The 13,081-nt window shown below is 58.4% G+C and carries 13 protein-coding genes; 8 read left to right on the forward strand and 5 right to left on the reverse strand.

Features of this window, described 5'->3' with window-relative positions; genetic code table 11:
* Window positions 1-16 precede the first annotated feature (16 nt).
* A complete protein-coding gene (locus tag IMCC21224_RS01700) occupies window positions 17-2,002 on the forward strand; it encodes a tripartite tricarboxylate transporter permease (RefSeq protein ID WP_047993871.1) in 1,986 nt (661 codons plus the stop codon).
* Window positions 2,003-2,167: 165 nt separating this feature from the next.
* Here the strand turns inward: IMCC21224_RS01700 and IMCC21224_RS01705 are convergent, their stop codons facing one another.
* The gene (locus IMCC21224_RS01705; protein ID WP_047993872.1) at window positions 2,168-2,566 is read right to left on the reverse strand and encodes a VOC family protein; all 399 of its coding nucleotides are present in this window, start codon (window positions 2,564-2,566) and stop codon (window positions 2,168-2,170) included.
* A gap of 38 nt (window positions 2,567-2,604) precedes the next feature.
* Between IMCC21224_RS01705 and IMCC21224_RS01710 the strand changes: the two genes are divergently transcribed.
* Window positions 2,605-3,402: a MaoC family dehydratase N-terminal domain-containing protein gene (locus IMCC21224_RS01710; protein ID WP_047993873.1), complete on the forward strand. Its 798-nt coding sequence runs from the start codon at window positions 2,605-2,607 to the stop codon at window positions 3,400-3,402.
* Window positions 3,403-3,451: 49 nt separating this feature from the next.
* On the opposite strand, the gene IMCC21224_RS01715 is transcribed toward IMCC21224_RS01710, so the two are convergent.
* Window positions 3,452-4,141 (reverse strand): sugar transferase, encoded by a 690-nt coding sequence (locus tag IMCC21224_RS01715; RefSeq protein ID WP_047993874.1) that lies wholly within the window; start codon window positions 4,139-4,141, stop codon window positions 3,452-3,454.
* An 851-nt stretch (window positions 4,142-4,992) separates the two neighbouring features.
* Here IMCC21224_RS01715 and IMCC21224_RS01720 point away from each other — a divergent pair.
* The 6 genes from IMCC21224_RS01720 to IMCC21224_RS01745 all read left to right on the forward strand — a co-directional run bounded on the left by IMCC21224_RS01720 (window position 4,993) and on the right by IMCC21224_RS01745 (window position 8,845).
* On the forward strand, window positions 4,993-5,607 hold the full coding sequence (locus tag IMCC21224_RS01720; RefSeq protein WP_047993875.1) for a ribonuclease D: 615 nt from the start codon (window positions 4,993-4,995) through the stop codon (window positions 5,605-5,607).
* 33 nt (window positions 5,608-5,640) lie between these two features.
* Window positions 5,641-6,231, forward strand: a complete 591-nt coding sequence (gene lptC, locus IMCC21224_RS01725) for an LPS export ABC transporter periplasmic protein LptC (protein WP_047993876.1) — start codon at window positions 5,641-5,643, stop codon at window positions 6,229-6,231.
* Between the two features lie 9 nt (window positions 6,232-6,240).
* The gene (gene lptA / locus IMCC21224_RS01730; protein WP_047993877.1) at window positions 6,241-6,729 is read left to right on the forward strand and encodes a lipopolysaccharide transport periplasmic protein LptA; all 489 of its coding nucleotides are present in this window, start codon (window positions 6,241-6,243) and stop codon (window positions 6,727-6,729) included.
* On the forward strand, window positions 6,729-7,487 hold the full coding sequence (gene lptB / locus IMCC21224_RS01735) for an LPS export ABC transporter ATP-binding protein (protein WP_047993878.1): 759 nt from the start codon (window positions 6,729-6,731) through the stop codon (window positions 7,485-7,487). Before lptA ends, lptB begins: the two co-directional genes overlap by 1 nt.
* A 263-nt stretch (window positions 7,488-7,750) precedes the next feature.
* Entirely contained in the window at window positions 7,751-8,317 is a 567-nt protein-coding gene (hpf, locus tag IMCC21224_RS01740) for a ribosome hibernation-promoting factor, HPF/YfiA family (RefSeq protein ID WP_047993879.1), read from the forward strand.
* Window positions 8,318-8,380: 63 nt separating this feature from the next.
* On the forward strand, window positions 8,381-8,845 hold the full coding sequence (locus IMCC21224_RS01745) for a PTS sugar transporter subunit IIA (RefSeq protein WP_047993880.1): 465 nt from the start codon (window positions 8,381-8,383) through the stop codon (window positions 8,843-8,845).
* Window positions 8,846-8,907: 62 nt separating this feature from the next.
* Here IMCC21224_RS01745 and IMCC21224_RS01750 read toward each other — a convergent pair whose 3' ends face one another.
* The 3 genes from IMCC21224_RS01750 to IMCC21224_RS01760 are packed head-to-tail and all read right to left on the reverse strand — an operon-like array spanning window position 8,908 to window position 13,052.
* Window positions 8,908-10,338 carry a sulfotransferase family 2 domain-containing protein gene (locus IMCC21224_RS01750; RefSeq protein WP_047993881.1) on the reverse strand — a complete coding sequence of 477 codons (1,431 nt, stop codon included), beginning with the start codon at window positions 10,336-10,338 and terminating at the stop codon, window positions 8,908-8,910.
* Between the two features lie 6 nt (window positions 10,339-10,344).
* Window positions 10,345-12,045: a beta-1,6-N-acetylglucosaminyltransferase gene (locus IMCC21224_RS01755; protein ID WP_047993882.1), complete on the reverse strand. Its 1,701-nt coding sequence runs from the start codon at window positions 12,043-12,045 to the stop codon at window positions 10,345-10,347.
* On the reverse strand, window positions 12,042-13,052 hold the full coding sequence (locus IMCC21224_RS01760) for a glycosyltransferase family 2 protein (protein ID WP_047993883.1): 1,011 nt from the start codon (window positions 13,050-13,052) through the stop codon (window positions 12,042-12,044). Before IMCC21224_RS01760 ends, IMCC21224_RS01755 begins: the two co-directional genes overlap by 4 nt.
* Between the last annotated feature and the right edge of the window lie 29 nt (window positions 13,053-13,081).

Consider the following 13,081-nt stretch of genomic DNA (forward strand, 5'->3'; position numbering starts at 1 on the left):
ATTGGCGGCGCCTATCATGTTTGATGTTTTTGCGAACGCTCTGTTCGATCTGCTCACCCCGGGGCATATGGGCTTCTTGTTGATCGGCGTTACACTCGGGTTGCTGGTGGGTGTCCTGCCCGGCCTTGGCGGCATTGCGGGCATGTCGCTGCTGTTGCCTTTCCTCTATGGTCTGGATCAATCCTCGGCGCTGGCTATGCTGATCGGTCTGGTTGCGGTGATCCCGACCAGCGACACCTTTGCATCGGTTCTGATGGGAATCCCTGGATCGACGGCGAGTCAGGCAACGGTGTTGGATGGCTTTCCACTTGCCAAGAAAGGGCAGGGTGCCCGCGCATTGTCGGCGGCGTTCTCGGCATCTCTGATCGGCGGGCTGATCGGTGCCGCGATTTTGACGCTATTTGTGCTGGTGGCCCGCCCGTTGGTGCTTGCCTTTGGAACACCAGAGCTGTTTGCGCTCACGATCTTTGGCCTGTCCATCGTGGGGGTTCTTTCCGGGCGAAACTTTGCAAAGGGCGTAGCGGCGGCGGCTTTGGGGCTGGCGTTCGGGTCTATCGGGTCGGCGCCGGCGACGGGTGAATACCGGCTGGAGTTCGGCTCGCTCTATCTGATTGATGGCATCCCGTTGGTGATCGTCGCGCTTGGTCTGTTTGCGGTGCCTGAAATCGTCGACCTTCTGCGCAGCCGGACACGCATCGCCGAAACTTCGGGCCTTGGCCAGGGTTGGCTTCAAGGGCTGAGGGACACCATCGCGAACAAGTGGCTTGTCCTGCGCTGCGCCGGAATTGGCGCACTGGTTGGTGCCATTCCGGGCCTTGGGGGTGCGGTTGTGGATTGGATCGCTTATGCGCATGTCGTGCAGACCAGCAAGGACACGTCGCAATTTGGCAAAGGCGATATTCGAGGTGTCATCGCACCGGAATCCGCCAACAACGCTAAGGAAGGTGGCGGTCTGGTGCCAACGCTGCTGTTTGGGATTCCGGGATCAGGATCAATGGCTGTTTTTCTGTCGGGCTTGGTGCTGCTCGGTGTGCAGCCCGGCCCCGGAATGGTCGGGCGGGACCTGAACCTGACGTATACGGTGATTTGGTCGCTGGCGATGGCCAACGTGATCGGGACAATTTTGTGCATCCTGGTGGCACCGGCCATCTCGCGGCTTACGACCATCCGCTATGCGCTGATCGCTCCGTTCATGATCATGGTCATCGCTTTTGCGTCGTTTCAGGCGACACGATCGCTGAATGACCTCGTGGCTTTGTTGGTCGTTGGCCTGCTCGGCGTGCTGATGCGCCGTTTCGGGTGGGCCCGTCCGGCGTTTTTGATTGGCTTTGTTCTTGCGGGACAGGCAGAACGTTATCTTTATCAGGCTGTCCAATTCTCGGGTTGGGGCTTTGCCGCGCGTCCGTTGGTTCTGGGAATCATCGCGCTGACGGTCGTTTCGGTCTGGTTAGGAATGCGCAACCGGGCCAACAGTCCGGCGGCAGGCGGTGACGACGCGACAAGGACGTCGGGTGCGACCCTGTGGGAACGGATGCCACAAATCGCCTTTTGCGCATTTGTCATTTGCGTTTTCACCTTCGCGCTGGTGGAGAGCCTGTCGCTGTCAATGCTGGGCGCGGTGTTTGTCGTCTCAGCTTCTGCTGTTGGGGCTGTTGCCACCGTGATCGCAACGATACCGCTGTTCACGGACCGCACAGAGTCCACAGCCAATTTCGACATGGATATAGAGCAACGCGAAACTGACGTTCCGGGTGGTGCATGGCTACTGCTGGGCTGGCTGGCTGGGTTTGTCGCGCTTGTCGGTCTGCTGGGTTTTTTCCTGGGCCTCGTGGTGTTCTTTGTCGCGTTTCTGCGCAATGTCGCGCGGATAGGTTGGGTGCGGACGATCTGTCTGACCCTGGCTGCCTGTGCCGCTATGTTGATGCTTGCCAGCGCCATGAACCTGGTTCTTCCGACCGGATTGCTTCAGCACTATTTTGACCTGCCCTGGCCATTACGATGATCGGTACAGCCTGTGCGTGCCATAGGCTGGATCTGTCGGCTTCCTATTACGATATGCTTTCGGCCTGGCGTCCGTTGACGGCCCGCCCCCTTGGGCAACGCAATTGTCGCCGGTTTTAGAAAGACAACAACGGACGGCGAGGGTGCTGGGTCGGATGATCGTTACTCAGATCAGATTCGAGACTTCGATCAGATTGCCGTCCGGGTCCCGAAGGTACAGCGACAGGATTGGTCCCGTTGCGCCGGTGCGGCGCACTGGGCCGGCCTCAATTCGGATGCAGTGGGCCGCGAAATGTGCCTGCCAGTCCACTAGCGGTGTGTCGCTGAGAAAGCAAAGGTCGGCAGAGCCAACTGTGGGGCGTTGCGCCTTGGGTTCGAACTCGTGGCCGGTGCGGTGAAGATTGATCTTTTGGGTGCCAAAGCGCAGCGCCCAGCGTGGTAGACCGCCCGGTGGCGTGAATTGCTGCGGAACCATACCAAGGACGTCGCGATAAAAGGCACAGGTTGCGTCGATGTCCGCAACCGTCAGCACCAGATGATCGAGGCTGTTCAGCTCGGGCGGCATGGGGCATAAATCCTGTGGCAGAGTTCAAGGAGCGCCCGATGCAGTCTGACAGCCCCCCCGAGATGCGTCAAACAGATGCGATGGACCCGGCCCGCGCCTGCGCCTTGCTAGCTGCGCTGGGACTGCCGGATGACGTCAGGGTAGGTGCAGCACTGCCGCCGTTCTTTCACCAGCTGTATTTCTGGGATCCACAGCCACCCGCGGCGCTGGGCAGGGATGGTCATCCGCGTATCGGAAGCGGCCTGATCCCCGATATGGGCCTGCCACGGCGGATGTGGGCCGGTGGCGTGCTCGAATTTTTGGCGCCGTTGCGCGCTGGTTTGCCTGCAACGCGGGTTAGTCGTCTGGCCGGTGCGGAACATAAGAACGGTCGCAGCGGGCCGCTGACCTTTGTCACGCTGGTTCATGAGATTGAACAGGATGATGTCTGCGTGCTGCGCGAGACACAGGATCTGGTTTATCGTCAGAATCCCGACCCCGCCACGCTGCCGCCGACGGCTCTGGTCGCGCGTCAGGACGAGACGCGGGCAGAGCAGATGACGTTCGATTCGACTCTGTTGTTTCGCTATTCCGCGCTGACCTTTAACGGTCACCGCATCCATTATGATGAAGCCTATGCGCGCGAGGTTGAGGGATATTCCGGGCTGGTTGTCCATGGCCCGCTATTGGCGCAACTGCTGATGCTGCGTGCGCCACAACCGCTGCGGCGGTTCCGGTTTCGTGCCACGGCTCCGCTGATGCATTGGGAGACTGCAACGCTGTGCTTTTCCGGGCAAGAGGCGTGGGTGCGTGGACCGGACGGACGGCAATGTATGACCGCCAGTTACGAGACGTGAAAAAGGCCCCGCAAGGGGCCTCTCATCGTCGAAAATTACGGTGTCGTGCTCAGCAGCCGGTGCCGTGTACCACAACCCGAACTGTACGCAGCAGGACGTTGAAATCCGTCCAGAACGACAGGCTTCGCAGGTAGTCGGTGTCAAACTTGGCGCGTTCGGCAAAGCTGGATTCGTTGCGGACCGAGATCTGCCAGAACCCGGTAATTCCCGGACGCAGAGCATAGTACGCGGTGCCAGGATAAAGCGCTTGCTGCTCGACCATCATCGGGCGCGGCCCCACCAGGGTCATGTCGCCAATCAGCACATTCCAAAGCTGCGGTAGCTCATCCAGCGACGTCTTGCGGATGATGCGCCCGATTGGGGTAATGCGCGGGTCATTGCGCAGCTTTTGCGTGCGATCCCATTCCGCGCGGGCAGCCGGGTTGCTGGCCAGATGTGTTTCCAGCATCGCGTCGGCGTCGCTGACCATGCTGCGCAGCTTTAACATGTTAAAGATGCGTCCATTCCGGCCTACACGCCGTTGCAGGTACAGCGGGGATTTGCCATCCAGAGCGACCATCGCGGCCATGACGCCGACGACAAACAGAACAGGAACGGCGGCCGCAAGCACCAGAATGATGTCTATCGCGCGCTTAAGGTAGTCGCGATACAGCACGCTGACGGTTGGCGCCTTCAGCGCTTCGTCTATCAGATACTCAAACTCGACCGTCGGCATTGGGTTACTAAAATGCAGAGACAACAGAACCTCCTTGAGGCAATCGTTACGAAACGTTCACTATTTTAAATCACCAGTACTAAACTCCACTGACATTGGAATTCTGGGGATATCACACTGGCAATTTTCGACAGTTTTACCTTTTACTGCTTGTTTGGCGCCGACTCTCCAGCGCTGCTACAAGATTAACTATAATTGCGGCCAAACTTAGCCAACTTTAGTGTTATGCATCTATGCGAAATTTTAGTCAACTGTGCTGAATTTATACAACCATAGAGTGATTACCGCTCTGAAATTGCAGGATAATAGTGATCGGTCAAGTACATATTTTATTGATCCTGCGCGAAATCTGCGGGGGAGAAACTTGTTTGTGACGCTACGAAAATTCTGCGCGTTCTCATGTGCAAACGCACCAGTTGGAAACCTGTTCGATAGGGTGAGGTATATCACCGTATGCGAAAGCGCGACAATTTTAATGTGGGGTGGCATTGTTGCGGTTGTCTTCACAGTGGCGCCCGAGCCACGGTGCTTTGATTCGGGCATTCTTTGAATATTGGAAACAATGCGTATTGGTACCAGACCCTGCTGTAAGAGCGAATGTTTTTAGCTGGCGGATGTAAACTTCCGGAAAGCGGTCCAAAATAACACACGCTAAAGGAGAGTTGCTGCGCTCGCGAAATGTTTCAGGCGTGAATTGGCCGTGACCAGCGGGCCAATTCACGCAGCTTTGGTGAGTCGAATTTTCGGAATTAACCTACCTCAAGCAAGTGAGCGGAAAAAATGTGGCGCTTTTGCGGGGCCACTTACCGTTGCATCACGCTTGCCCTGTGGCTATGTCACAGCGGCATTGCAACCGCAGCCAGACACAGGATCCAATGGCCAATCATCTTTACAAAGGCGATCTTCCCGATGGGCTGGACCTCGGGTCAGTTGTCGCTATCGACTGTGAGACAATGGGCCTGAATCCGCTACGGGACCGGCTGTGTGTGGTGCAGCTGTCAGGTGGCGATGGGCATGCTCATTTGGTGCAGGTGGCCCTGGGACAGGCTGGCGCGCCGAACTTGTGCCGTCTGTTGCAGGACCCCCAGGTGCTCAAGCTGTTTCACTATGGTCGGTTTGATATCGCGGCGATGAAAAATGCCTTTGGCGTTGTCACCGCGCCGGTTTATTGCACCAAGATCGCCAGCCGACTGATACGCACCTTTACCGACCGGCATGGGCTAAAAACGCTGCTCCAGGAATTGCTGGGCGTCGACATCTCAAAACACCAGCAATCCAGCGACTGGGGTGCAGAGACGCTGACCAATGCGCAGCTCGATTATGCCGCGTCCGATGTACTGTATCTGCACCGTCTTCGCGCGGCGCTGGACGCGATGCTGGTGCGCGAAGGCCGGAGCGAGATTGCACAGGCCTGCTTTGATTTCCTGCCGATGCGGGCGCAGCTAGATCTGGCGGGCTGGCCGGAAACTGATATCTTCGCCCACAGCTGATATGGGCCCGTCGGCGCGGAGGCGTCAGAACCAATGACATATTCAAGGATTGTCGCCTGGCTCAAGATCCTGTTGCCGATGTTGGCGCTGGGATTGCTTTCGACAATCTTTCTGCTGTCGCGCCAGGTGGATCCGACCAACCGGGTTCCTTTCGCCGTGACCGAAGATGAGCAGGGGGTCGCACGCGAACAAGTCACCGAACCCTACTTCGCCGGCACCACGGTCAGTGGCGCCGCGCTGACGATGACCGCGTTGTCGGCCCATCCGGTCAAGGGAACTGATACGGTCGCAGCTGACCAGCTGGAAGCGACACTGGTGATGCAGGACGGCAGTCAGATCGCACTGAGCGCCCCGACCGCAGCGCTGAGCGATCACGACGATTCCGCGCTATTGGACGGCGGGGTTACTGTCACCAGTACAACCGGGTATGTTCTGACCACCGACAGCCTGACGAGTGCACTCAGCAAGGTCGAGATTGAAAGCCTGGGTCCGGTGCAGGGACATGGCCCCGCGGGTACGCTGAACGCGGGCAAGATGCAGGTCAGCGCGGTGCCCGGTGGTGATGAGATCCAATTGCTGTTCACGGACGGTGTAAAGCTGGTATACGATCCCAAAGCAAAGTGAGTACTGTCCATGCTGCGACCCTTTTTCATTATACTGGCTTTGGCGGCTTCTGGCGGCGGAGCGCTGGCCCAGGGCGCTCAGGTTGCGTTTGGCGGGATGCAGCAGGACACCAAGCTGCCAGTCGAGGTCAGCGCTGACAGTCTGTCCGTCAACCAGGCGGATGGCACCGCGCTATATACCGGAAATGTGGTGATCGGGCAGGGCGAGATGCGGCTTGCTGCGCCGCGCGTTCTGGTGGTTTATGCCGAATCCGCTGGTCGCATCGAACGGCTTGAGGCGACGGGCGGAGTTACTCTGGTCAATGGCGACGAGGCGGCCGAGGCCGAGCGCGCGGATTACAACATCGACGCTGGAACGGTTGTGATGACCGGAAACGTTCTTTTGACGCAGGGTGGCAATGCGCTGACCTCTGAGTCGATGACCGTTAACCTCGAATCCGGCACTGCACAGATGTCCGGTCGGGTACGTACCGTATTGCAGCAATCCGACAATCCGTGATGGTATCTCCCGATTTGACGGTGACGGACGGTGACGTCGGCCTGCGCATCACGCATCTGCGCAAGAGCTATCGCAAACGTGTCGTGATCCGCGATTTTTCGATGACCCTGAACCGGGGTGAGGTGGTGGCGCTGTTGGGTCCGAATGGATCGGGTAAGACCACGACATTCTACGCCATCGCCGGTCTGGTGAATCCCGAAAGTGGCCAGGTGCTGATTGACGGGCAGGACGCGACCTATCTGCCGATGTATCGCCGGGCCCGCATGGGCATTGGCTATCTTCCGCAGGAAATGTCGATCTTTCGGGGGCTGTCGGTCGAGGACAATATCGGTGCCATTCTCGACATCAGCCTGCCCGACCATCACAAACGCCGTGAGCGGTTGGAAGAGTTGCTGGGTGAATTTTCCATCGAACATCTGCGCCGCGCCCCTGCGCTGGCTTTGTCAGGCGGCGAACGGCGGCGGGTCGAGATTGCCCGCTGTCTTGCGGCCAATCCAAAATATTTGTTGCTGGACGAGCCGTTCGCGGGTGTCGATCCGATCAGCGTTGGTGATATTCGCCATCTGGTCGCGGACCTCAAGAAACGTGGTATCGGCGTCCTGATCACTGACCACAATGTACGTGAGACACTGGAGATCGTTGATCGCGCCTATATCCTGCATGATGGCACCGTTCTGATGTCCGGGACGCCGGACGATGTGGTGCGCAATGAAAACGTTCGGCGCGTCTATCTGGGCGATAACTTCCGCATAAGCTGAGTTTCCGGTCTTTCAGACTGGCAGGAATTTGGACAATTGCCAGCGGGATTCGATTGACAGGACGCCCTGTTTCCTTCTCAAATGTAAGGTATGACGCTTTTGTGGCACGCATGTCGGAACGTTGCTTCCCTGTCTTTCAGGGCGGTCAGGATCAGACCGGCGACAGGCCATGACCAGTGGCGTCACCCCCCGTCCAGACGCGGCATCATGCCGGGCGGCTTCGCCTTGCGTTGCGTCTGGCGTGCATAAGAAAAGGACAAACAATGCGCTATCAGATCACAGGTAAGCAAATCGATATCGGCGAAGCGTTGCAGACTCATGTGCAAAGTCAGCTAAGTGACGTGATTGGCAAATATGCCGGCCGCCCGACAGACGCCATGGTGATCTTTTCCAAGAGCGCACACGAATTCGTCTGCGAGGCGACGGTGCATCTGTCAACCGGGCTGACGGCCACAGCCAAGGCGCACGCGACTGAGATTTATGCTGCCTTTGATAGCTGTGGCGAGAAGATGGACAAGCAGCTCAGGCGGTATAAGAGGCGGCTCAAGGATCATCACCGCGACCGAACGGAACCCGTTGAACTCTTTGGTGCGTCCTCGTATATCCTCGCCTCTGAAGAGGACTATGCCGAGACGGCCGAGCCGGAGACACTGCAGCCGATCATTGTGGCGGAAATGCAGACCAAGATTCCGTCGCTGTCGGTTGGCGAGGCCGTGATGCAGATGGAACTTGCCGGGGCACCCGTGTTGGTGTTCCGCAATGAGAAAAAGGACGGGGTCAACGTGGTCTACCGCCGCGATGACGGCAACATCGGCTGGATTGAACCATAATCCGGCACCGCAGCAGTCAAGTCGGGACCCCCGGACCGCAAGCCAGAAAATGAGCAGTACAGCATGAAATTTGTCAACCTGATCAAACCCTCGGCGATCAAGGTCCTGAGCGCGACGTCGAGTAAGAAACGGTTGATGCATGACGTCGCGGATCTGGCGCAAGCGGCCTATGGGATTCCGGCTGGACGCGCCGTCGAGGCGCTGATGGATCGGGAAAGCCTGGGACCAACGGGCGTGGGGCATGGCGTTGCCTTGCCCCACGCCCGTATCAGCGATCTGGACGAGGTGTCCGGCGTGTTCATCCTGCTGGAAAAACCGATCGATTTCGAAGCGGTGGACCGGCAGCCGGTGGACGTCATCTTTGGTCTATTCGCGCCCGAGGATGCCGGGGTTGAACACCTCAAGGCGCTGGCTCTGGTGTCGCGTACCCTGCGCGACGACAGCGTTTGTGCCAAGTTGCGGGCAAACCGCGATCCCGGCACGTTATACACCATCCTGACCGAAGCGCATTCGGTACGGGCTGCGTAAGGCACGAAACAAGATTACACAGGACTCTGGGTGACCAGGGCCTTTCTTTGCTGCCGGTTGGTTTAGTCCCAGTCGGGAAATCCGAACATTACATAGTCGCGTTGATACGCCTCGCGGGCGAGCTGTTCGATATCGTCGTCATAGATCTCGGCCAGCGAATATGGCGCGAGCGTTGGCAACGGTTCGGGATCGGGCGGGGCTGGATGGCCGACCTGCATCGCCAGTGCGGGCAGGTAGTTGGCCATTTCACCCTCGCGTACAATCATGTCCGGCAGGGTGAATTCCGCCATGCCGGACAGAATTTGCGCCTGACTGGCCCAATGTGCATCCACCCGTACCGCCGTCTGTCCCGCCAGATTCGCCTTGAGAAATGCAAGCCACGCCGTAAAGGCGTTGCGATGCGCCGACAGGTCGTAATCGGGGCCGGGTTCCTGTTCGGGGATGGGCAGATTGTGGGCGCGGTGCAGAGTCTTGCGGATCTGGGAATAGCTGCCCGGCCCTGTGGTCAGGATCTTGCTGCAAAAGGCGTCATGCGCCCGTGCGACCGGGTGGCGCAGCACGGTGAAACTGCGATGCCCATCATGGGTGCGCTTCCACTGGCGCAGGCTTTTCTGAGTGAAATCGGACAGCAGGTCGCCCTCATCCACGGTGTCGAGCGCGGCCAGCCAGCGACGTATCGCGAGCTCGGGTCCCGATCTGATCGGCATGTACAATAGTCCAGTCTGAGCTGCCGCCACATAGGTCGGTACAACCGCCCCCCGGCGCGGTTCGAAATTAGGCGTCCGGTTTAGGTTAAATCGGTCGAGCCGGGACAGAGCCGCCTCCATCTGCGGGAAATTCTCGACTTTTTCCGACACCGGTTCTGGGTTCTGGCGTTTCAGCGCTGTGTTCAGGCTGCCCAGTTGCGCGGACACGCCCAGCCACCGGGCAAGCCCGTTCATCACAGCGACGTCCTGAAGATCCTCATACGCCACATAGAACGCCGTCTGCCCGCTGGTTTGTAGCGCCTTCATCAGCGTGACTTGAAACGTCTGAAGGTCGGCCAGATGTGCCTCGAACTCGGCCGGATCAAACGCAGCCTGGGCATCTTTGCGTCGTTTGACATTGGTCAGCTTCCACTGCCCGGTGGTTTGGGCGATTTTCCAGCTGACATAGCTGTCCACGGGATTGCGGGTCAGAATAATCTTGGCGCAGCGCGGATCGTCGAGGATCTGCGGTAGCACACGCGGGTCGTGATCATGGAAATAGCGAAACCCGCCCAGACCGCCGTGCGTCGCATGTGCGATCTGGCGCAGCAGGCGCGCGGGACTGGCGTTGCGTTCGTCTTCGGTAATGGTCAGGATTTCTGTGGACTTTGGGTAGCCGATGAAATGGGGGTTAAACGCCTCACCGTGGCAGGTGATGCCGTCAAAGGCGTTCAGGTTCGCCTCAAGGAAATTCGACCCGGTTCGCATCTCTGCGAACACTACAAAATAGTCGAATGTGTCTGACATGGGGGCCTACTTCTTGACCAGGTAAGGTTTACGAGCGGGCTGACCCGAATTGCGCGGGACCGGGTCGACCGGGAAATCCCCCATGAGATAGGGGTGCATCCCCTGATTTTTGAGATTTTGCAGGAATTGGCCAAAGCCTGCAAGCTCCTCCATGCGCGGAGCCTCGGACAGACGCCGGGTGCCTGTTTGCCCGATCTCATCAATGATGACCTGCAATGGTTCCATCGGCGCTTCGATGAATTCGGCCATGGTCCAGATCCGTATTCGCGCCTTGACGTCGGCTGAGCGCAGGTCATCCAGCATCCTGTTCTCGATTTTTTGCAGCGCGGCGGCCTCTTTGCGGATGAGGGCGAAATCGGCGTCTGACTTGAACAATGGCACCGCCCAGGCACCCGTGATGACCGAGATCTGTGCATTCGGATCACGTGTGAGGAACCAGTTGATTTTGATGTTATCGCCGGGGCCAAACTGAAAACATTGGCGTTGGCCCCGCGTGTTCCAGATCAGATTGGTCAGAAACGCCTGCGGATTGGCATCGCGCAGGTTTGCATCGTCCGGCAGCGCACCGTTGATCACCGTTTGGCCGTCGGTAAATTCAGCGCGGTGCGGGCCAAAGAGATGTCCATGCACCTGCGCCCCGGTGGCCCGCGCGAGCCAGAGGTCAAAGTCCTGAAACAGCTCGGCAAAGCCCTGAAACACGGAATATTTGCTTGCCGTTACGCCGTTTTCCCAGCCGTAATTGGGATAGCGGCTGTGCATGTACAGGCCCGCGCGCCCGCGTGTCCGTCGATCCACCGCGCGGGCAAAGATGCGGTCAATCTTGCCGGGGTTGGGCTCGGTTCTGTTCATGGCGCTGGTAGGGTCGGTCAGGAATGCGCTGTACAACCGTTCCGCGTGTGGCCAGATTTTGCGGGCAACAAAGCAGTCGCTTCGACGCAAAAGCTGCAGATGGTCGTCGTAAAAGATGTGCGGTTTGCCCTGAAAATCGAACTTGGACAGGGTCAGCGACCGGCTTTCGATATTGGTCGAATAGAGCCGCGCGAGCGTTTGAAAATAACTCTCGTCCGGGATCCAGACGTGGCGGAAATATCGGTCATACTTTTGGCGTTCGGGATCGTGCAGGATCGACGACAGGGTTTGCCGCGTCAGACACCACCACTGGCTGCCCATATGCGGCGTGATTCCACGCGGGATACTGCGGCTGTAGCCCAACGCGCGCTGCCATTGAACAAATTTATCAAAGAGATAGCGTTGATTGCGCCATGAGAATGGGAACCGCAGGGTGAACCGTTCCTGATCCAGCCCGCCCACTGTCCAGGGGACGTCGGCGGTGGTCGCGCTTTCGATGAAGTCGGTACGTGGGCGCGCAGCAAGGTAGCCAATCAGTTCCTCGACCGGGCGCAGCGGCAGGCAGGACCCGGAGGTCAGATAGACGTGGCGCACCTGGTCAAACCGGGCCAGCATCAGTTCGCCTGCGTCCTGTGTCGCGGCGACCAGACCCCAGGTGCCCCAGTCGCAGCGGTGCCGACGGGAAAACAGGATTGTCGGCACGTTCGCAACTGCGGCGACAAACCGGTCGTAGATGCCTTGTGAAACACTGGCGTCGACATGAATCACCACCGGACAGCCCGCGCGGGTCCAATGTCGCGCCACCTGTTCCGCCTGATCCAGAGCGGTATGGACCAGCATGATGATCCCGAGGCTCATGCCCAGTTCCCCTTGGACATCAGGCCCAGGATTTCGAGTTGGCGCCAGTTGATGTATCTTTCCGACCACTTGCACCAGAGGTCAGGATTTTCCTTTAGGCCGGCGGCATAGGCAAGGTATTCTTTAGACCCGGCATAGTGTTCCTTGCGCTCCAGCTCTTCCTGCGCCTTGACCGAGAAAGTGTCGAGGAATTTGGTGTGCAGCAACATTCCCGAAGCTTTTTCGCCACCCCATTCGTCATAAACCTGATTTAGCCCGCGCGGCAAAAGCTGATGGGTTGAACTGGCATAGGCGTATTTTCTGTCCCACTTCACCAGCGGTATCTTGTTCAACGCCGGTGCGCGTTCGGGCTGATCGGTGAAAAAGGCGCGGGCACGTGGGCCACCTTGAATCCAGAGGTTGCCGTACAAGGGGTTCTTTTTGATCGAGTAGTTACCGGAGTCAAACCACGAAGCAATTTCAATCGGGTTCTGGCCTGCCCGGTAGGGTTCCGCGTCCAACCGCCCCTTGGGGTACATATCCAGCAGCATCGCGCTGAACGATTTGATGGACGAGGAATCGAGCCAATCGGTCAATGCGCGCAGCGGGCGCGTGTCGCAGAACGGGTATAGAAACAGTTCGTCCGGATCGACAACCAGGGTCCAGTGACCATGGCCGTATTTCATCTGGAGCCAGTTCAGCCAATCCACCCCAAACCGTGACCGACGATAGCTGGCCCGGGTGGTCCAGATCGACACATCGTCCTGTTGAGCAAGGTAATCACGCGATCCATCGGTGCTGTCATTGTCGACAAAGAAGAAGTGATTGACACCCATATCCCGGTAATATTTCAGGAAATACGGCAGGCGCACGGCCTCATTGCGCTGAGTGGAAAAGACAAAAATGTCATCGGCCCGCAATTTTTCGGTGCGCAGGGCGACGGGATTGAGGTCACGCCGCTTGCGAAACGCACGGATACGCCAGCGCTTTCGCTGGAGCCTCAGCCGGTATGACTGCCATGCGCCCAAATTCGTCCCTCTGCACGGCCAGTGCTGCC

This window comes from Puniceibacterium sp. IMCC21224 (assembly GCF_001038505.1).
Lineage (GTDB): Bacteria > Pseudomonadota > Alphaproteobacteria > Rhodobacterales > Rhodobacteraceae > Puniceibacterium.

Excerpts from the sequence above, each read along its gene's own strand:
- IMCC21224_RS01700 (WP_047993871.1), top strand. The coding sequence starts at position 17 with ATGTTTGATGTTTTTGCGAACGCTCTGTTCGATCTGCTCACCCCGGGG.
- IMCC21224_RS01705 (WP_047993872.1), bottom strand. The coding sequence starts at position 2,566 with ATGCCGCCCGAGCTGAACAGCCTCGATCATCTGGTGCTGACGGTTGCG.
- IMCC21224_RS01710 (WP_047993873.1), top strand. The coding sequence starts at position 2,605 with ATGCAGTCTGACAGCCCCCCCGAGATGCGTCAAACAGATGCGATGGAC.
- IMCC21224_RS01720 (WP_047993875.1), top strand. The coding sequence starts at position 4,993 with ATGGCCAATCATCTTTACAAAGGCGATCTTCCCGATGGGCTGGACCTC.
- lptC (WP_047993876.1), top strand. The coding sequence starts at position 5,641 with ATGACATATTCAAGGATTGTCGCCTGGCTCAAGATCCTGTTGCCGATG.
- lptA (WP_047993877.1), top strand. The coding sequence starts at position 6,241 with ATGCTGCGACCCTTTTTCATTATACTGGCTTTGGCGGCTTCTGGCGGC.
- lptB (WP_047993878.1), top strand. The coding sequence starts at position 6,729 with ATGGTATCTCCCGATTTGACGGTGACGGACGGTGACGTCGGCCTGCGC.
- hpf (WP_047993879.1), top strand. The coding sequence starts at position 7,751 with ATGCGCTATCAGATCACAGGTAAGCAAATCGATATCGGCGAAGCGTTG.
- IMCC21224_RS01745 (WP_047993880.1), top strand. The coding sequence starts at position 8,381 with ATGAAATTTGTCAACCTGATCAAACCCTCGGCGATCAAGGTCCTGAGC.
- IMCC21224_RS01750 (WP_047993881.1), bottom strand. The coding sequence starts at position 10,338 with ATGTCAGACACATTCGACTATTTTGTAGTGTTCGCAGAGATGCGAACC.
- IMCC21224_RS01755 (WP_047993882.1), bottom strand. The coding sequence starts at position 12,045 with ATGAGCCTCGGGATCATCATGCTGGTCCATACCGCTCTGGATCAGGCG.